The sequence below is a fragment of the uncultured Phenylobacterium sp. genome, from assembly GCF_902826855.1.
Taxonomy (GTDB): Bacteria; Pseudomonadota; Alphaproteobacteria; order Caulobacterales; family Caulobacteraceae; genus Phenylobacterium.
Map to the genome: position 1 here is coordinate 1 of NZ_CADEGK010000110.1, position 15,619 is coordinate 15,619.

A 15,619-nucleotide genomic window follows, 5' to 3' on the forward strand; every position below is an offset into this window, starting at 1 on the left:
GTCTTGCCGTAGGCGTGGGCCACGTTGTGGATCACGTACTTATAGAGTTGCAGGCGATCGGCCATGACGATCATGGTGTCGAACTTCAGGCCGAGTTCGTGCTGGGCCGGGGCCACCTCGTGGTGGTGCTTTTCCGGCTTCATGCCCAGCTCGCCCATGACCGCCAGCATCTCGCCGCGCAGGTCCTGGCCGCTGTCGACCGGGTTCACGGGGAAGTAACCGCCCTTGGGTCCGGGCCGGTGGCCCATGTTGCCTTCCGGATAGGCCTTGTCCGAGCTGATCGGCAGCTCGGTCGACTCATAGGAGTAGCCGGTGCTGTGCGGCGCGGTGGACCACTTAACGTCGTCGAAGATGAAGAACTCGGCCTCGGGGCCGAAGTAGACGGTGTCGCCGATGCCCGACGCCTTGACGAAGTTCAGCGCCGCCTTGGCGATCGAGCGCGGGTCGCGCTCATAGGGCGTGCCCGTATCAGGGTTCACCACGTCGCAGAACAGGGCGAGCGTGGTCTGCTGGTAGAACGGGTCGATGATGGCCGAGTCCAGGTCGGGACGCAGCTTCATGTCGCTCTCGTTGATGGCCTTCCAGCCGGAGATCGACGAGCCGTCGAACATCGTGCCGTCGGTGAGGAACTCGTCGTCGACGAGGTCGATGTCGAACGTCACGTGCTGCATCTTCCCGCGGACGTCGGTGAAGCGGACGTCGACGTATTTGACGTCCTTCTCCTTGATCTGGGCCAGGATGTCTTTGGCGGTGGTGGCCATTAGCGATTTATCCCCTTCTTGAAGCTTGGTTAGACGGCGACGGGTCCGGTCTCGCCGGTGCGGATGCGCACCACCTCGAGGACCTCGGAAATGAAGATCTTGCCGTCGCCGATGCGGCCGGTGCGCGCGGCGCCGGAAATGGCCTCCACGGCGCGGTCCAGCTGGTCGTCGGCGATGACGATCTCGATCTTGATCTTGGGCAAGAAGTCCACGACGTACTCGGCGCCCCGGTAGAGCTCGGTCTGACCTTTCTGGCGGCCGTAGCCCTTGGCCTCGATGACGGTCATGCCCTGGACGCCCAGCTCCTGCAGGGCCTCCTTCACCTCGTCGAGTTTGAACGGCTTGATGATGGCTTCGATCTTTTTCATGCCGGGCGACCCAGCACGTGGGCGCCACCGGCCACAAGCGACCTTCCGTTGCATGCCGCAGGGGCCGGGTGGGAAACTAGACAGGCGCCCAAGGATTGGGCGCCTTGAGATCAAAAAACGATCATGCGGGAATCCGTGGCGCGAGCGGGTTTCGGCAGGCGGGATCGCCAGCAATCGCCACCGGAGGGCGCTTCAGAATGGACGAACGGACCCCTGTTCTCATCGGAGCGGGCCAATTCACGTACCGAGGCGATCCCGCACAGTCGCCGTCCCCGACGAATCTGCTGAAGATTGCGGCGGAACGGGCTGCGGATGACGCGGGAATCGGCGCCGCGGGGCTCGCAGCCCTCGACAGCATTGTCGTGGCCCCCTCGGCGATCGCCATGCCCGGCGGCTCCCGCGCCCGCGGCGCGCCTTTCTCCAGCAACGCCGCCGCGCAACTGGGCGCCTTGGTGGGCGCCGAGCTGCGCTGGGCGGCACAGTCGGCGAACGGCGGCAACAGTTCGCAGTACATGATCAACCGGTTGGCCGAGCGGATCAGCCAGGGCGAGACCGACCTGGGCCTGGCGATCGGCTGCGAGGTGATGGGCTCGGTGGCCAAGCGGATGGCCAAGGGCCTGGGCTTCGATGACTGGAACGAGACCGAGGACCTCTCGCTGGACGCGCCGCCGATCGTCGGCGACACGCGACCGGGGGTCAGCCCCTATGAAGCCCGGCACGGCCTGGACCGTCCGATCAACATCTATCCCATCTTCGAGAACGCGCTGCGGGCCCGGGATGGCCGCTCCCTGGCCGACCACGCGACGCGGATGGGCAAGCTGTTCGAACGCTTCACCGCGGTGGCGGCGGAGAACCCCCATGCCTGGTTCCCCACCCGCCGCTCGGCGGAGGAGCTGACCACCGTCAGCGACCGCAACCGGATGATCGGGTTCCCGTATCCCAAGTTCCTCAACGCGATCATGGAAGTGGATCAGTCGGCCGGCGTCCTGATCGCCAGCGTCAAGAAGGCCCGCGAGCTGGGCGTGCCGGAAGACAGGTGGGTGTACCTGCGCGGCTGCGCGGACGCACACGACATCTGGCACGTGTTGGAGCGGCAGGACTTCCACTCCAGCCCGGCCATGCGCCTGACGGGAAAGCGGGCCCTCGAGATGGCGGGCATCGGCGCCGACGACCTCAGGCACATCGACCTCTATTCGTGCTTCCCGTCGGCGGTGCAGGTGGGCGCGGAGGAGCTGGGACTCTCGGTGGACGATCCGCGCGGCTTCACGGTGACAGGCGGGCTGCCCTACGCCGGCGGTCCGGGGAACAACTACGCCATGCATTCCGCTGCGACCATGGTGCAGAAGCTGCGCGATGCGCCCGGCGCCTATGGCCTGGTCACGGCCAACGGCTGGTACCTGACCAAGCAGTCGACCGGCGTCTATTCGACGACCCCGCCTACGAGGCCCTTCGAGCGCGAAGACCCGGCGATCATCCAGCGCCAGATCGACGCCTTGCCTCACCCGCCTGTCACGGAACAGCCGCAGGGCAGGGGTACGATCGAGACCTACACGGTGGTGCACAAACGCGAGGGACCGTTCATGGGCATCGTCGTCGGCCGCGACGCCAACGGGCGCCGTTTTGTCGCCAACACACCCAACGACCCGCAGACCCTTGCCAGCCTCGAGGCCAGCGAGCAGATCGGGCGCACCGGCACGCTTACCCAGGCCGGCCATCTGAACCTCTTCACCCCGGACTGACATGGCCCGCCTTTACCTGATCCGCCACGGCCGCCCTTCCTCCACCTGGGGCGGGCATGACGACGATCCCGGCCTCGATGAGGCGGGCGACCTGCAGGCCCGCGCCGCGCGCGACTGGCTGCTGTCGCGGCCGGCCGCGGAGCGGCCGAAGCTGGTGGTGAGCTCGCCCCTCCGCCGCTGCCGCGAGACCGCGCTGCCAACCGCCGAGGCTCTGGGCGTCAACATGGAGATCGACCCCGGCGTCGGTGAGATTCCCACGCCGAACGCCCTGGGGCCCGCCGAGCGAGGCCCGTGGCTGCAGAACGCCTTCCAGGGGACGTGGAAGGCCATTCAGGGGGACTTCGACTACGACGTCTGGCGGGGCGACATCGCGGCTTCGCTGGTGGCGCGGGGCGACACCGCCGTCTTCTCGCATTTCGTGGCCATCAACGCGGTCGTCTCGCGGCTGCTGGGCATAGAGGAGGTGCTGGCGTTCCGCCCGGACCACTGCTCGATCACGGTGCTGGAGACCGACGGCCGGACCCTGAGCCTCATCCAGCAGGGCGCCGAGGCCGCAACGGGGGTCCTTTGAGCCCACGCCCGATCCTCACCGTGGCCGAGATGGGCGCGGCCGATCGCGCTGCGATCGACGCCGGGACGCCGGGGATCGAGCTGATGGAACGGGCAGGGCTGGCAGTGGCCGATGCGGTGGCCGAGCGGTTCCGACCTCAGGCGACGCTGGTGCTGTGCGGTCCGGGGAACAACGGGGGCGACGGCTATGTGGTCGCACGGATCCTCAAGGCGCGCGGCTGGCCTGTGGAGGTCCGCAGTCTCGCGGCGCCGGCGACCGATGACGCCAAGGCGGCCGCGGCGCGCTGGGAAGGCGTCACCCAGCCGCTGAACGGGTCGCTGGGCGAGGCGCTGGTGATCGACGCCCTGTTCGGCGCAGGGCTGTCGCGGGCCCTGGACGGCGTGGCCGCCAGCGTAGCGGACCAACTCGCCGCGCGCCCCGAAGCCGTCGTTGCCGTCGATGTCCCGAGCGGCCTGCCGGGCGACACCGGCCAACCGATGGGCGCCGCGGTCTGCGCGGCCCTCACCGTCACCTTCCACGCCCGCAAGCCCGCCCACGTGCTGGAGCCAGGCCGCGGCCGCTGCGGGGAGGTGGTGGTGGCTGACATTGGTCTGGGGGATACGCCGTCGAAGACGTTGGAGAACGGCCCCGAGCTGTGGCTGGCGCGCTTTCCCTGGCCGGGGGCGGGCTCGCACAAGCATTCCCGCGGGCGTCTGATCGTGGTTTCGGGAGACGCCTGGAGCACCGGCGCCGCGCGCCTGGCCGCCCGGGCGGGCTTGAGGATCGGCGCGGGCCTGGTGACCATCTATTCGCCGCCCGACGCGCTGGCCGCCAACGCTGCGCACCTGGAGGCGGTGATGCTGAAGCCCTTCGACACCGACCTGGAGCTGGAGCAGGCCGGCGACCAGGCCGACGCCGCGGTGATCGGCCCCGCTGCGGGCATCAACGAAAGCACGGTGCTGAATGTGCTCGCCCTGGCCCGGACGGGCGCCGCCCTGGTGATCGACGCCGACGCCATCACCGTCTTCCGTGACGACCGCGACGAGCTGTTTTCGATGCTCGATCGTGACGACGTGCTCACGCCGCACCCCGGCGAGTTCGAGCGGCTGTTCCCCGGACTGTTGAAGACTTCGTCGACCCGCATCGAGGCGGCCCGACGCGCGGCGGAAAAAGCTGGCGCCGTGGTGCTCCTGAAGGGCGCCGACACAGTGATTGCCACGCCGGACGGCCGTGTGGCCGTCAACCTCAACGGCTCGCCGTGGCTGGCCACCGCGGGCTCCGGCGACGTCCTGGCGGGGTTCATCGGCGGCCTGATCAGCCAGGGCATGGATAGCTTCGAAGCCGCCTGCGCCGGAGCCTGGATCCACGCCGAGGCCGGTGACCTGCACGGCCCCGGGCTGATCTCAGAGGACCTCCCGGGCCTGGCGCCGGCCGTCCTGCGCCGCCTGTACGACGAGCGCTGAGGGCGCGTCAGCACCGTTCGTGGTTCAGGATGACTGCGCCTGCGCCGCCGCTGCTACCCGAACATATCCGTCGTCACGCCCCGGGCCATCTCGGCAATGATCTCCGCAGCCAGGCCATCCAGCTCCGAACCCTCGCGGTAGTCGCCGCCGGCCGCCAGGCGCGCGCGCCCGTCTCGCAGCAGCTTGGCCGCGGCCGCCTCGGTGTAGGGCCTGTCTGGATCGTAGACGGCCACCGGATGGCCGCCGTGGTCGGTCATCACGCGCATGACAGGTATGTCGGTCAGTCCGTCGCCAAAGAAGGCGATGCGGTCGAAGGGGACGGCGCGGTCGCGATTGGCCTGCACGGCGTTGATCGCCTCATTGTCCCATTCGTTAAGCGTCCACTTGTTGATGCGGAACAGGTACTGGGTCTTGCCGGTGTAGTTGATCGCCAGTGCAGGGCCGGTCGCCTCATGGCGGGCGTTGAACATGAAGGCCGACGCGTAGATCCGCTCGAACTCGTGGGCGATGGGCGAGCCCTCGATCAGCTCGCGGTTGCCGGACGAGATGATGAAGTGGCGCAGGTCCAGCCCGAGCGCCGCGGCGCGCGTATTCTGCCGGGTGAACCAGGCTTCGACGCCGGGGAACAGGCGGATGGCGGCCCCCCGGGCCCGCCAGCTCTCCAGCGTCAGCTCCAGGCCCTTCTCGCGGGCCTTCTCCAGCATCAGGTGCATGTAGGCCAGGATTGCGTCGCCGCGCTGGGCCCGCGCGAGGAGCTGGGTTTCGCGCCAGAAGTCGGTGTGGTTCATCCCGAGCTCGTCCGGGATGAAGGCGTGCTCCTGCATGTTGCCGCGCGCCAGCGTGCCGTCGAAGTCGTAGGCGAAGACGGCGAGGGGACGGCTCATGCCGGTTCTCGTAGCAGTACCCGGAAAGCGCGATAAGGGTCGCGCAGGTCTCAAGCGAGGGGACGGGCGAACCTGGAAAAGGGTCGCGCAAGTCTCAAGCGAGAGGACGGGCGAACCTGGAAAAGGGTCGCCCCGGCCCCGCGACGGGAGGCGGGGGCCGGGGCGGACGGTGGCGGTTGTCGGGGAACAGGGCCGCCGCCGCTTTTGTGTCCGTGGTTTGTGGGAGATGCGCGGACCACGTAGCTACGGGCGGTCCCAACCCAGGGATGCAGGCCTTGACGCCTTGCGGCGCATTTTTCTCACTTTTGTCGCGACCGCTCGCGCAGGGTGTCCAGCACCAGCGCCAGGCCGGCCAAGACCAAGGGAATCAGGAAGAAGAACAGCCGGTAGCCCAGGAAGGCCGCGGCCAGGGCCGCGGGCTCGACACCACGCAGGAGGGTGGACAGAGAACCTTCGAAGACACCGACCCCGCCGGGCACGTGACTGATCAGTCCGGCGACGACTGATGGGGCGTAGATGCCCACGAAGGCGAGGTAGTCGACGGCGCCGGCCGGCAGGAGGATCCAGAAGATCGCAGCGGCGACGGCGTTGTCGATCGCGCCCAGGGACATCTGGGCCAGGGCCACCCTGACAGACGGCAATTTCACGCTGTGCCCGAAGCCCCGCAACGGGCGATGGACGAGCGCACAGAGGGCGATGTAGGCCCCGACCGCGGCGACCAAAAGGCCGCCTACCCCGTCGGCAACGGGGTTGGCGATACGGCTGGCGGCGGTGATCTCCTGGCTGCCGGCAGCCAGGAGGCAGACGCCAGCCAAGGTGGCGATCCCGACCGTGAACGAGAACCCCTGGAACAGGGTCGCCGCGGCGACCTGTCGGAAGGAGACGCCGCGGCGGCCGTACCAGCGGGCCCGGACGGCGCCGGAGACCAGGAGGTTCGCGCCCAAGCTGTGGGCCATGGCGCTGGCCACGAACGAGCCGGCCAGCGCCGTGCGGAGCCGAACCCGCGCGCCGGCCCAGCGCAGGCCCAGGTATTCGACGAATCCCATCAGGACGAAACTGCTCGCCGACAGGCTGAGCGCCAGCGCCACGGTTCCCCAGCCCCACGCGCGGATCGCCGCCGTCACCTGCGAGAGGCTGAGCGTGCGGAATTCCCGCCACAGGATGAAGGCTGCGGCGCCTAGAAGGATGAACGCCAGCAGATGCCACGCCAGGCCGCGGATCATCGGAAAGAACCGCGACCCCTGCGTCTGCGGCAGGACGGCGGCCAGTTCTTCCTCGACATCCTCGGGGTGGGACGCGGCGCGGTCGTTGGGGTCGAGGCTCAGCACCGGGTCTCGGCTCCGTCGGATCGTGCGCACATGGTTCAGGCCTGGAACCGAAGCGCAAGGCGAAGGTTTTCTTGGGGTTCGCGACGGATTTAAGGAGCTTCGACATGCGCCACGAAGAATGGCGAGACCTGGAGGCCGAGCGGCTGCGCCGACTTCGCGACCGAGACGGCGACCGCCCGCGCGACCGTGAAGACTTTGGGCAGGCGGATTACTCCGATCTATACGGCTACGACGCGCGCCACCGCACCGGCTATCGAGCCTATGACGATGGCCAGCCGCGCGAACGGCAGAGCTTCGTCGACGATCGTGAACCCCGCCGACCGCGCCGCGATGGGCCCTCGGATCGCGTCCTGTGGGCGGTTATCAGCGAGCGGCTGGAAGACGAGCGCCGCCTCGACCTGCGAGATGTCGAGGTGATCGTGCAGGACCAGGAAGTGACACTCAACGGCACGGTGCGGCACAAGCATGACAAGCGCCGGATCGAGGACGTCGCGGACATCGAGGGCGTTCGCCACGTGCAGAACAACCTGCGGGTTCGGGAAGGCAGCCGCTGGACGCTGTTCTAAGGGCGCATCCGGCGATGCGAATCGCCTATTCGGCATGGCGCCACGCACGCGACATCCCATGTGTGGCGTACGCCGGCATCGACGCGGCGGCGCGGGGGGCCTGGTGGTTGTGAACATATGAGCAAACCGGTTGTCGTCTCGATCCCGCACGAACTCGGCCGCGCGGAGGCTCGCCGGCGTATCGATGAAGGGGTGGAGCGACTGACGGGGCAGATCGGCGCGGTAGGCGAGGTCAAGCGTGCCTGGTCCGGCGACACCCTGGCCTTCTCCCTAGTGGCGATCGGCCAGACCGTCACGGGGACGATCGCTGTGGACGAGCGTGAGGTGCGCCTGGAGGTCCTGCTGCCGGGGATCTTCGCCATGGTCGCCAACAAGCTGAAGGGCCGGCTGCGCGACGAAGGCCAGCAGTTGCTGCTGCCGGGCGCGAAGCGGCGCTGAAAAGCCTACGGCCAAGGCAACTCTTGTCGCTCTGGCGGGTTTTCATGAGCCGACGCGATCGGAGATTTCCATGACCCACAAGCAGACGGAACAAGAGGCCAAGCGGGCCTTCACCCACGGCGCTAGCGCCTCCACGGCCGGGCTCGCCTCGGATCCGGGCGGCACCGTCGAGGAGCAACGCGCCTTCGACGCCCCGGCGACTCGGCGGGTCACGCCGACGCCCGACGGCGAGAAGCACGACCACCTGGCCAAGCGTGAGGAAACGGCCGAGGACCGGCAGGAAGCCCTGCTGGACGAGGCGCTCGAGGAAACCTTCCCGGGGTCCGACCCCATCAGCCCGAAGCACATCACCTGATCGGCGGCGCTACTTCAGCGCTTCATAGGCCTCCTGGGCCACGATCCATTCCAACTCGGCGGCGTCCAGGGCAACCTGGGCGTCGTTGCGTTTGCGGCCGAGATCGGCGGCCTTGGCGGCGTCGCCAAACGTAGCCGGATCCGCCAGTGCGCGGTCCAGCTCGGCCACGATCTTCGTTGCCCGGGCCAGCGCGGCCTCGGCAGTTTCCGCGCGACGCCGGGCGGTCCCGGTCGGGACCTTCGGCTTCGCTACGGGCGCAGGCGGGGGAGGCGGCGGCGCTTCCGGCTCCGGCTTCACCTGCGTCGGGCTGCGCGCCGCCTGTCGGGCGCGGTCCAGCACGAAGGCGGCGTAGTCCTCGATGTCCCCGTCGAACGGTGCGATCGTTCCGTCCGCCGCCAACCACAGCCGGTCGGCCACCAACTCCATCAGCGACCGGTCGTGGGTGATCAGGATCACCGCGCCCTCGTAGTCGTTGAGCGCGTCCAGGAGGGCCCGACGACTATCGATATCCAGGTGGTTGGTCGGCTCGTCGAGGATCAGGAGGTGCGGCGCCTCCATGGCCACCAGATTGAGCAGCAGCCGGGCCCGCTCCCCACCCGACAGATTGGCCACGGTGGTGTCGACCTTGTCGAAGCCCAGGCCGAACTGCGCGAGGCGCGAGCGCCGCTTGGCCTCGCTGTCCTCGGGCATGATCCGCCGGATAATCTCCAGCGGCGTGTCGGTGGGATCCATCGCCTCGATCTGGTGCTGGTGGAACCAGCCGACCTTGAGGCGGGGGGAGCGGTGCAGCTTGCCCTTCTCGACGTTCAGCGCGCCGGCGACCAGCTTGGCGAACGTCGACTTGCCGGCGCCATTCACCCCCAGCAGTCCGATGCGGTCGTCGATGTCCAGGCGCAGGTCCAGATGCTTCAAGATCGGAGGGCCGCCGTAGCCGACGGACGCGCCCTCCAGGCGCAGCAGCGGCGGCGCCAGCGGGCGCTCGGGCGATGGCAGCACGAACGGCGTCACCCGCTCCTCGATGATCGCGGAGACCGGCGGCAGCTTGGCGATCATCTTCAGGCGCGATTGGGCCTGGGTGGCCTTGGACGCCTTGGCGCGGAAGCGGTCGACGAAGGACTGCAGGTGGGCGCGCTGCAACTCGATCTTCACCCGGGTGGCTTCCTGCAGCCGCAGCTTCTCGCCCAGCATGCGTTCGAAGTCGTTGTAGCCGCCGGTGTAGAGCTCCAGCTTGCCGTCCTTCAGGTGCAGGATGTGGTCGACTGAGTTGTTCAGCAGCTCGCGGTCGTGGCTGATGACGATGGCGGTGTGCGGATATTTCTGCAGCCGCGCCTCCAGCCAGAGGGCGCCTTCCAGGTCGAGGTAGTTGGTGGGCTCGTCCAGCAGCAGCAGGTCCGGCTCGGCGAACAGGCTGGCGGCCAGGGCCACGCGCATGCGCCAGCCGCCGGAGAACTCTGACATCGGCCGGGCCAGGTCGGCCTGGGTGAAGCCGAGGCCGGCCAGGATCTCGGCGGCGCGGGACGGCGCGCGGTCGGCGTCGATATCGATCAGGCGGGCGTAGATGTCGCCCAGCTCCTCCGGCGGAGCGGTCTCCAGCCGGCCGAGCAGGCTGTGTCGCTCCTCGTCCGCCTCCAGGACCGTATCCAGCAGGGAGACGGGGGTCGCCGGATGCTCCTGGTCCACGGACCCGATGCGCGCCTTCTTGGGCAGGCCGATATCCCCGCCGCCGGGGTGCATCTGGCCGAGGATCACCTTGAACAGCGTCGATTTGCCCACGCCGTTTCGGCCCACGAGGCCGACCTTGGCGTCCTTGGGCAGGGTGACCGAAGCGTGGTCGAAGAAGCGGCGTCCCCAGGCGTCGAGGACAAGGTCGTTGATCTGGAGCATGGGTGGCGGCGGGCTCTAGCAGAGGATTTGCGCCGCGTCATGGCCCCACACCGACTTGCACCGCGCCGCTGGATGACGATATAGACGCCGCCACCGCGCGAAGGCGCTTCGCGCACCTCCCCCTTTGTCCGACAGCCCCTCGGAGCCCATGACCGAACGCACCTTCTCGATTATCAAGCCGGACGCCACGCGTCGCAACCTGACCGGCAAGGTCAATGCGGTGATCGAGGACGCCGGCCTGCGGATCGTGGCCCAGCGCCGGATTCGGATGACCGAGGCCCAGGCCAAGAAGTTCTACGAGGTCCACGCCGCGCGCCCGTTCTACGGCGAACTCGTGGAGTTCATGATGTCGGCGCCGGTCGTCGTGCAGGTGCTGGAAGGCGACAATGCCGTGGCCCGGTACCGCGAGGTGATGGGCGCCACGAACCCGGCCGACGCCGCCCCCGGCACCATTCGCGCCCTCTACGCCGAGAGCGTCGGGGAAAACTCGGTGCACGGCTCCGACAGCACTGACAACGCCAAGCTCGAGATCGCCCAGTTCTTCACCGAGGCCGACATCGTCGGCTAGTTGGCTGACACATGATGGCAACGGAGTTCCGCTAGCGGGGTTTTTCCCGCATCCACCGAACCAAAGACGCAAGTGAGCATGAGAGAAAGCAAGGTCCTCCCCGGCTTCTCCGAGCGCCTCGCCGCACAGGCCGAAGCCCGGAAAGCCCTCCTCGAAAAATTCAAACCTAAGCCGACCGTCACCGCAGAAGTGTTCGAGACCCGCGAGCAGCGGAAGGCGCGTGAGATCGAAGAAGTCCGCGCCAAGCGGGCGGCCGATAAGGAAGCCGTCCGCCTCGCCAAGGAGAAGGCCGAGGAAGAGCGCCGGCTGGCCGCCGAGAACGACGAGGAGCTGATGCTCCAGTTGAAGCGCGAGGACCGCAAGGCTCGCAAGGCCGCCGAAAAGGCCGCCGCCCGCGCAAAGCGCGAGATGAACGCCCAGATGCGACGGACCGGCTAGGGGTTCCCGGTGACGCGGCGGCTGAGGTCGCCGTAGTAGCCTTGGATGAGGAGCTCCACGCTCTCACCGCGCTCCTCGGCCTCGAACGCCAGGTCCTTGGCCATCTGCACTGCCGCCGAACGCGAGAGCTGCCCCGCGACCGGCTGGCCATCGCTGAAGACGGTCCAGTCACCATCCTTCAGCGTCACCGCGTATTGAACCATGCGCATAACCCTGTTCCCTGGCTCGTGAGCGCGTGATCCGACCGAGGGTTCCCGCTTGTCGCTCAGAGTTCCACAGGTTGGCCATGGGGTGTGCGCAAGTACGCCTCCTTCCACGCATCCCTGCGTGCAATGAGCTCGCTGGGCGCTGCCAGGTTGCGCGAGGCCACCAGCCGCTCCAGGGCCGCGACCCAGTGCTCGTAGTAGCGTCCGCCGTCGTCGCCCGCGTCGTCTGCCAGCTCCGCCGAAAGGGCCTCCGCCCACTCCGTCCAGGTGAACGCGCCATCCTCATGGAGCTTCAACGTCAAGGCGAAGGCCTGCGCCTGCCAGGGCTCTGCGAACACCGGGCCCTCGGCGTCGCGAGGCAGGCGGGGAAGGGCGGCGAAATCAGGCGCGCTCAAGGTAGGGTTCCCAAAGGTCGAGGCTGACGCTGTCTCTGGCCGACGCGTCCGGTCCCCAGAGTTCGCGAGCGGCAAACCTCACCGTGTAGAGGTGCCGCGGGTCCTCGCCCAAGCCATGGGCGTTGCTGTCCGGCAGCACGTGGGCGCCGTGGCGGCGCTCCACGACCCCGACGTGGCCGCGGGCATAGCGGGGCAGACGAGTGTGGCCGGTCGGGTTGATCTGCCGCGCCCGCACCCGGTCGCCAGCCGCGAAGGCCGGCGCGGTTGCGACCTCGCGTACATAGGACGACGGCCGGGTCATGGCCGCGGTGACGTCGGCGGCGACGAGCCTCGGGGTCCCCTTGGGCGAGCCTGGCGCGGCTTTCCCGGCGGCGATCTCCGCCGCCGTCACCAGGCCCGACGTCAGCAGCAGCGCGCTGAGACTGGCGAACCACTTCTCGTAGTAGGTCCAGCGCAGGTAGTCGGGTCCTGGGATCAACTCCCGCTGATGCCGGCCCGCGTCGATGTTGCCCCGCGTCGGCGAGGCGATGGTCATGGCGTGGACGCGGCCCTCCCAGGCCTCGTGGAACACCGGCTCGCGCGGCTCCGGCGCCACCGGCCCCAGGCCGTGCATGCCCCCCATGTCGTGCACGCCGTTCACAGGAGGGTCGTCCCGATCATGCCGTCGCGGGTGACCATGGCGGCCAGTTCATCCTCGCCGAGCCCGTCCGTCCCCGCCGGCCGCTGAGGGATCACCAGGTATCGGACCTCGGCGGTGGAATCCCAAACGCGAACCTCCACGTCCGGCGGCAGCTCGGTTCCGAACTCGGCCAGCACGCCGCGCGGGTCGATCACCGCGCGGGAGCGGTAGGGGGGCGACTTGTACCAGACCGGCGGCAGGCCCAGGACCGGCCACGGGTAGCAGGAGCACAGGGTGCAGACGACCAGGTTGTGTACGTCCGGCCCGTTCTCCACGGCGATCATGTGCTCGCCCTGGCGGCCGGTGAAATCCAGCTCCGCAATCGCCGCCGTGGCGTCCTCGCGCAGGCGGGCGAGGTAGGCCGGATCGGTCCAGGCCTTCGCCACCACACGAGCGCCGTTGCGCGGGCCGACCTTGGTCTCGAAGTGGTCGACGATGGCGTCCAGCGCGGCCGGGTCCACCAGCCCCTTGTCCACCAGGACTGACTCCAGCGCCTTGACGCGCAGCGCCATGTCGGAGGGCGGATCCTGGCCGTGGTCGTGCCCATGGTCGTGACCGTGGTCGTGGTCGTGGTGATCGTGCGCCATGGCTCCGATGTAAAGCCAAGCAGGCGCGCCGTTAAGACCGTGCGTGACGCCGAACGGGACGGCTGGCATGCTTCCCGGAAAGGAGGCCGCCATGGTCGGGCCGCACCTGATCTATTTCTCAGACCCGATGTGCTCCTGGTGCTACGGCTTCTCGCCGGTCATCGAGGCGGTGCGGCGGGCCTACGGCGACGCCCTGCCGATCCGGGTGGTGATGGGCGGGCTGCGGCCGGGGACCGAGCATCCGATGACGCCGCAGGCGGCCCGCGAGATCGCCGGCCACTGGAGCCATGTGCACGAGGCCTCGGGCCTGCCGTTCGACCCGTCGCTGGTGCAGCGGGAGGAGGGGTTCGTCTACGACACCGACCCCGCGGCGCGCGCGGTGGTGGTGGTCCGCCGTGAGGGCGAGGACTTGGCGGTCCGCTATCTGGCCGCCGCCCAGCGCGCCTTCTACGCAGAGGCCCGCGACGTCACCTCCGGCGAGGTGCTGGCCGACCTGGCCGCCGACTTCGGCCTCGAGCGCGAGCGCTTCCTGGCCGACTGGGCCGACGAGGTGGCTCGCGAGGAGACCTGGCGCGACTACGCCACTTCTCAGCGCGCCGGTGTCACCGGCTTCCCGACGCTGGTGGCCGGGCCCAACGAGCAAGGGGTCTACGGCGTCGTCACCCGCGGCTACGCGCCGCCCGAGCAGGTGCTGGCGGTGCTCAAGGACTGGATCTCGCGGATCGCGGCCTAACGCATTCGCGGCGGCGGGCTCTTCCCCAGCTCCATGATCAGCTTGGTGAGCAGGTAGAGCCTGGGCGTGAGGCTCTTCAGGTCCAGGTATTCCTTCTCCGAGTGGAACCCGCCGCCGACGGGCCCGAGGCCGTCCAGCGCCGGCACGCCGGCGGCGGCGGCAAGCGCCGATTCCGAGGCCCCGCCGTTGCCGCCTCGGCCGAGCTTCAGGCCGATCCCGGCATAGATGGCCTCGGCGCGGTCCGCCAAGGCGTCGGTGGCCGTATTGCTTGGCAGGGGCGGGAAGGAGGGCTGGCGGCGGACGGTGACGGTGGTGTCCGGGACCGCGGTGATCTTCGCGCTTGCCTCCAGGGCCCCGACCACCTTCTCCACATCCGCCTGGTCGCGGACCCGCAGGGTGAACGTGGCGGTCGCGTCTTCCGGGATGATGTTGTGCCGTGTTCCCGCGTTCATCAGGGTGAGGTTCAGGGTCATGCCGTCGCCGGTCCTGGGGAAGGCCTCTGTGGCCTTCAACTGGTGGATCAATTCCTCGGCGGCGTTGCGGCCGTCCTGCGGCGCGACGCCCGCATGCGCCGCCCGGCCCTTCACGGCGATGTGCAGGATCGTCGAGCCCTTGCGCCAGACGGTGAGCTTGTCGGGCGCATCGCCGGGCTCCAGGTTCAGCTCGACGTCCGCCTCGCGCACGAGCCGATCGATCAGGGCGCGCGAGCCCGGCGAACCCACCTCCTCGGAAGTGTCGATCAGGTAGGTGATCTGCTTGAAGTCCCTGAAGCGCAGGTCGTGCAGGATCTGGAGCGCGTAGAGCCCCTCCACTACGCCGCCTTTCTCGTCGGCGACCCCCGGACCGGTGGCGCGATCGCCCGCGAACTTGAATGGCCAGCGCGCGGCCGTGCCGGGTGCGAACACCGTGTCGAGGTGGGCGATCATCAGGATGCGGCCCTTGCCGGTCCCGCTGAGCGTGGCGACGATGTTCTCCGGCAGGTTGTCGGCCTCGGCCTTTACCGTCTCAACCTTCATGCCGATGACCTTCAGACGCGGGATCAGCACCGCTGCGACCTTACGACCCCCCTCGACGTCGCCGGTGCCGGAATCGATGTTGACCACCTCCTCGAGCAGCTTCAGCTGCCCGGGCCGCGCGGCTTCGGCCGCCGCCCAGACCTTGGCGTCCCGGGCTGGCTTGCCTGCGGCCAGCGCCGGCCCGGCCGTCGCCAGCGCCAGTCCCGCCAGCCCCATCGCCACCGTCCGCATCACGCCGCTCCCATCAATACGGGCGCACTTTGACCAGACCGCCGCGGCGGTGTCACGGCGTCGGCTCCTTGCTTATGGGGGCGCGGCACGCGATATCGGGGAGGAGCGCGGGCCGCGTCGTCCGCCGACCTATCCAAGAAGGACTGCCCCTATGCGTGACCCCGTCACCACCGCCCTGGGCCTCGTGCCGATGGTTGTCGAACAAACCAGCCGGGGTGAGCGCGCCTATGACATCTTCTCCCGCCTCTTGAAGGACCGGATCATCTTCCTGGCCGGGCCGGTCGAGGACGGCATGGCCGCCCTGATCTGCGCCCAGCTGCTGCACCTGGAGGCTGAGAACCCCAAGAAAGAGATCCAGATGTACATCAACTCCCCCGGCGGGATTGTGACGTCTGGCCTCGCGATCTACGACACCATGCAGTACATCAAG

At 68.8% G+C, this 15,619-nt stretch carries 20 protein-coding genes; 10 read left to right on the forward strand and 10 right to left on the reverse strand.

Translation table 11 applies throughout. The features are described 5' to 3' along the window. Both QZV94_RS15165 and QZV94_RS15170 read right to left on the reverse strand, forming a co-directional pair. A partial coding sequence (locus tag QZV94_RS15165) for a glutamine synthetase beta-grasp domain-containing protein (RefSeq protein WP_293678745.1) occupies positions 1-761 on the reverse strand: 761 nt, incomplete at its 3' end. A 29-nt stretch (positions 762-790) separates the two neighbouring features. Next, entirely contained in the window at positions 791-1,129 is a 339-nt protein-coding gene (locus QZV94_RS15170) for a P-II family nitrogen regulator (RefSeq protein WP_293678746.1), read from the reverse strand. Positions 1,130-1,326: 197 nt separating this feature from the next. Here QZV94_RS15170 and QZV94_RS15175 point away from each other — a divergent pair, with 197 nt between their 5' ends. Genes QZV94_RS15175 through QZV94_RS15185 form a run of 3 tightly spaced genes read left to right on the forward strand, consistent with a single transcriptional unit; the run spans position 1,327 to position 4,881 of the window. Continuing rightward, positions 1,327-2,868: an acetyl-CoA acetyltransferase gene (locus QZV94_RS15175; protein WP_293678747.1), complete on the forward strand. Its 1,542-nt coding sequence runs from the start codon at positions 1,327-1,329 to the stop codon at positions 2,866-2,868. 1 nt (position 2,869) lies between these two features. Beyond that, positions 2,870-3,439, forward strand: coding sequence for a histidine phosphatase family protein (locus QZV94_RS15180; RefSeq protein ID WP_293678748.1), 570 nt, complete (start codon positions 2,870-2,872; stop codon positions 3,437-3,439). 29 nt (positions 3,440-3,468) lie between these two features. Beyond that, positions 3,469-4,881: an NAD(P)H-hydrate dehydratase gene (locus QZV94_RS15185; RefSeq protein WP_293678764.1), complete on the forward strand. Its 1,413-nt coding sequence runs from the start codon at positions 3,469-3,471 to the stop codon at positions 4,879-4,881. A 53-nt stretch (positions 4,882-4,934) separates the two neighbouring features. On the opposite strand, the gene QZV94_RS15190 is transcribed toward QZV94_RS15185, so the two are convergent. Both QZV94_RS15190 and QZV94_RS15195 read right to left on the reverse strand, forming a co-directional pair. Continuing rightward, entirely contained in the window at positions 4,935-5,765 is an 831-nt protein-coding gene (locus QZV94_RS15190) for an HAD family hydrolase (RefSeq protein WP_293678749.1), read from the reverse strand. Between the two features lie 299 nt (positions 5,766-6,064). Beyond that, a complete protein-coding gene (locus QZV94_RS15195; RefSeq protein WP_293678750.1) occupies positions 6,065-7,093 on the reverse strand; it encodes a lysylphosphatidylglycerol synthase domain-containing protein in 1,029 nt (342 codons plus the stop codon). A 104-nt stretch (positions 7,094-7,197) separates the two neighbouring features. On the opposite strand from QZV94_RS15195, the gene QZV94_RS15200 reads away from it, so the two are divergent. The 3 genes from QZV94_RS15200 (at position 7,198) to QZV94_RS15210 (ending at position 8,452) form a co-directional block, all read left to right on the forward strand. Continuing rightward, the gene (locus QZV94_RS15200; protein ID WP_293678751.1) at positions 7,198-7,659 is read left to right on the forward strand and encodes a BON domain-containing protein; all 462 of its coding nucleotides are present in this window, start codon (positions 7,198-7,200) and stop codon (positions 7,657-7,659) included. Positions 7,660-7,776: 117 nt separating this feature from the next. Further along, positions 7,777-8,097, forward strand: coding sequence for a polyhydroxyalkanoic acid system family protein (locus tag QZV94_RS15205; RefSeq protein WP_293678752.1), 321 nt, complete (start codon positions 7,777-7,779; stop codon positions 8,095-8,097). A 70-nt stretch (positions 8,098-8,167) separates the two neighbouring features. Continuing rightward, positions 8,168-8,452: a hypothetical protein gene (locus QZV94_RS15210; protein ID WP_293678753.1), complete on the forward strand. Its 285-nt coding sequence runs from the start codon at positions 8,168-8,170 to the stop codon at positions 8,450-8,452. A 9-nt stretch (positions 8,453-8,461) separates the two neighbouring features. On the opposite strand, the gene QZV94_RS15215 is transcribed toward QZV94_RS15210, so the two are convergent. Continuing rightward, positions 8,462-10,336 carry an ABC-F family ATP-binding cassette domain-containing protein gene (locus tag QZV94_RS15215; RefSeq protein ID WP_293678754.1) on the reverse strand — a complete coding sequence of 625 codons (1,875 nt, stop codon included), beginning with the start codon at positions 10,334-10,336 and terminating at the stop codon, positions 8,462-8,464. A gap of 148 nt (positions 10,337-10,484) precedes the next feature. On the opposite strand from QZV94_RS15215, the gene ndk reads away from it, so the two are divergent. Next, on the forward strand, positions 10,485-10,904 hold the full coding sequence (ndk, locus tag QZV94_RS15220; protein ID WP_293678755.1) for a nucleoside-diphosphate kinase: 420 nt from the start codon (positions 10,485-10,487) through the stop codon (positions 10,902-10,904). 78 nt (positions 10,905-10,982) lie between these two features. Continuing rightward, positions 10,983-11,342, forward strand: a complete 360-nt coding sequence (locus QZV94_RS15225; RefSeq protein WP_293678756.1) for a DUF6481 family protein — start codon at positions 10,983-10,985, stop codon at positions 11,340-11,342. Here QZV94_RS15225 and QZV94_RS15230 read toward each other — a convergent pair. From QZV94_RS15230 to nthA, 4 genes are read right to left on the reverse strand one after another with little or no spacing between them, the layout of a single operon-like run. Beyond that, a complete protein-coding gene (locus tag QZV94_RS15230) occupies positions 11,339-11,551 on the reverse strand; it encodes a hypothetical protein (protein ID WP_293678757.1) in 213 nt (70 codons plus the stop codon). The two genes, QZV94_RS15225 and QZV94_RS15230, sit on opposite strands and share 4 nt — an antisense overlap. A 56-nt stretch (positions 11,552-11,607) precedes the next feature. Continuing rightward, positions 11,608-11,943 (reverse strand): nitrile hydratase accessory protein, encoded by a 336-nt coding sequence (locus QZV94_RS15235; RefSeq protein ID WP_293678758.1) that lies wholly within the window; start codon positions 11,941-11,943, stop codon positions 11,608-11,610. Continuing rightward, positions 11,930-12,583, reverse strand: coding sequence for a nitrile hydratase subunit beta (gene nthB, locus QZV94_RS15240; protein ID WP_293678759.1), 654 nt, complete (start codon positions 12,581-12,583; stop codon positions 11,930-11,932). Before nthB ends, QZV94_RS15235 begins: the two co-directional genes overlap by 14 nt. Then, positions 12,580-13,209, reverse strand: a complete 630-nt coding sequence (gene nthA / locus QZV94_RS15245; RefSeq protein ID WP_293678760.1) for a nitrile hydratase subunit alpha — start codon at positions 13,207-13,209, stop codon at positions 12,580-12,582. The genes nthB and nthA overlap by 4 nt, the downstream gene beginning before the upstream one ends. Positions 13,210-13,276: 67 nt before the next feature. On the opposite strand from nthA, the gene QZV94_RS15250 reads away from it, so the two are divergent. Next, entirely contained in the window at positions 13,277-13,942 is a 666-nt protein-coding gene (locus tag QZV94_RS15250) for a DsbA family protein (RefSeq protein WP_293678761.1), read from the forward strand. Here the strand turns inward: QZV94_RS15250 and QZV94_RS15255 are convergent. Then, positions 13,939-15,189 carry a glutamate carboxypeptidase gene (locus tag QZV94_RS15255; protein ID WP_293678762.1) on the reverse strand — a complete coding sequence of 417 codons (1,251 nt, stop codon included), beginning with the start codon at positions 15,187-15,189 and terminating at the stop codon, positions 13,939-13,941. The two genes, QZV94_RS15250 and QZV94_RS15255, sit on opposite strands and share 4 nt — an antisense overlap. Before the next feature lie 151 nt (positions 15,190-15,340). Here QZV94_RS15255 and QZV94_RS15260 point away from each other — a divergent pair. Next, positions 15,341-15,619, forward strand: a 279-nt coding sequence (locus QZV94_RS15260; protein WP_293678763.1) for an ATP-dependent Clp protease proteolytic subunit, incomplete at its 3' end; no start/stop codon positions are given.

What these genes read in the sequence shown, in the direction of transcription:
- QZV94_RS15185 (WP_293678764.1), top strand. Translation starts at nt 3,469, where the DNA reads ATGGGCGCGGCCGATCGCGCTGCGATCGACGCCGGGACGCCGGGGATC.
- QZV94_RS15170 (WP_293678746.1), bottom strand. Translation starts at nt 1,129, where the DNA reads ATGAAAAAGATCGAAGCCATCATCAAGCCGTTCAAACTCGACGAGGTG.
- QZV94_RS15210 (WP_293678753.1), top strand. Translation starts at nt 8,168, where the DNA reads ATGACCCACAAGCAGACGGAACAAGAGGCCAAGCGGGCCTTCACCCAC.
- QZV94_RS15205 (WP_293678752.1), top strand. Translation starts at nt 7,777, where the DNA reads ATGAGCAAACCGGTTGTCGTCTCGATCCCGCACGAACTCGGCCGCGCG.
- QZV94_RS15255 (WP_293678762.1), bottom strand. Translation starts at nt 15,189, where the DNA reads ATGCGGACGGTGGCGATGGGGCTGGCGGGACTGGCGCTGGCGACGGCC.
- QZV94_RS15200 (WP_293678751.1), top strand. Translation starts at nt 7,198, where the DNA reads ATGCGCCACGAAGAATGGCGAGACCTGGAGGCCGAGCGGCTGCGCCGA.
- QZV94_RS15180 (WP_293678748.1), top strand. Translation starts at nt 2,870, where the DNA reads ATGGCCCGCCTTTACCTGATCCGCCACGGCCGCCCTTCCTCCACCTGG.
- nthA (WP_293678760.1), bottom strand. Translation starts at nt 13,209, where the DNA reads ATGGCGCACGATCACCACGACCACGACCACGGTCACGACCATGGGCAC.
- QZV94_RS15225 (WP_293678756.1), top strand. Translation starts at nt 10,983, where the DNA reads ATGAGAGAAAGCAAGGTCCTCCCCGGCTTCTCCGAGCGCCTCGCCGCA.
- QZV94_RS15230 (WP_293678757.1), bottom strand. Translation starts at nt 11,551, where the DNA reads ATGCGCATGGTTCAATACGCGGTGACGCTGAAGGATGGTGACTGGACC.
- QZV94_RS15190 (WP_293678749.1), bottom strand. Translation starts at nt 5,765, where the DNA reads ATGAGCCGTCCCCTCGCCGTCTTCGCCTACGACTTCGACGGCACGCTG.
- QZV94_RS15215 (WP_293678754.1), bottom strand. Translation starts at nt 10,336, where the DNA reads ATGCTCCAGATCAACGACCTTGTCCTCGACGCCTGGGGACGCCGCTTC.
- QZV94_RS15175 (WP_293678747.1), top strand. Translation starts at nt 1,327, where the DNA reads ATGGACGAACGGACCCCTGTTCTCATCGGAGCGGGCCAATTCACGTAC.
- ndk (WP_293678755.1), top strand. Translation starts at nt 10,485, where the DNA reads ATGACCGAACGCACCTTCTCGATTATCAAGCCGGACGCCACGCGTCGC.
- QZV94_RS15250 (WP_293678761.1), top strand. Translation starts at nt 13,277, where the DNA reads ATGCTTCCCGGAAAGGAGGCCGCCATGGTCGGGCCGCACCTGATCTAT.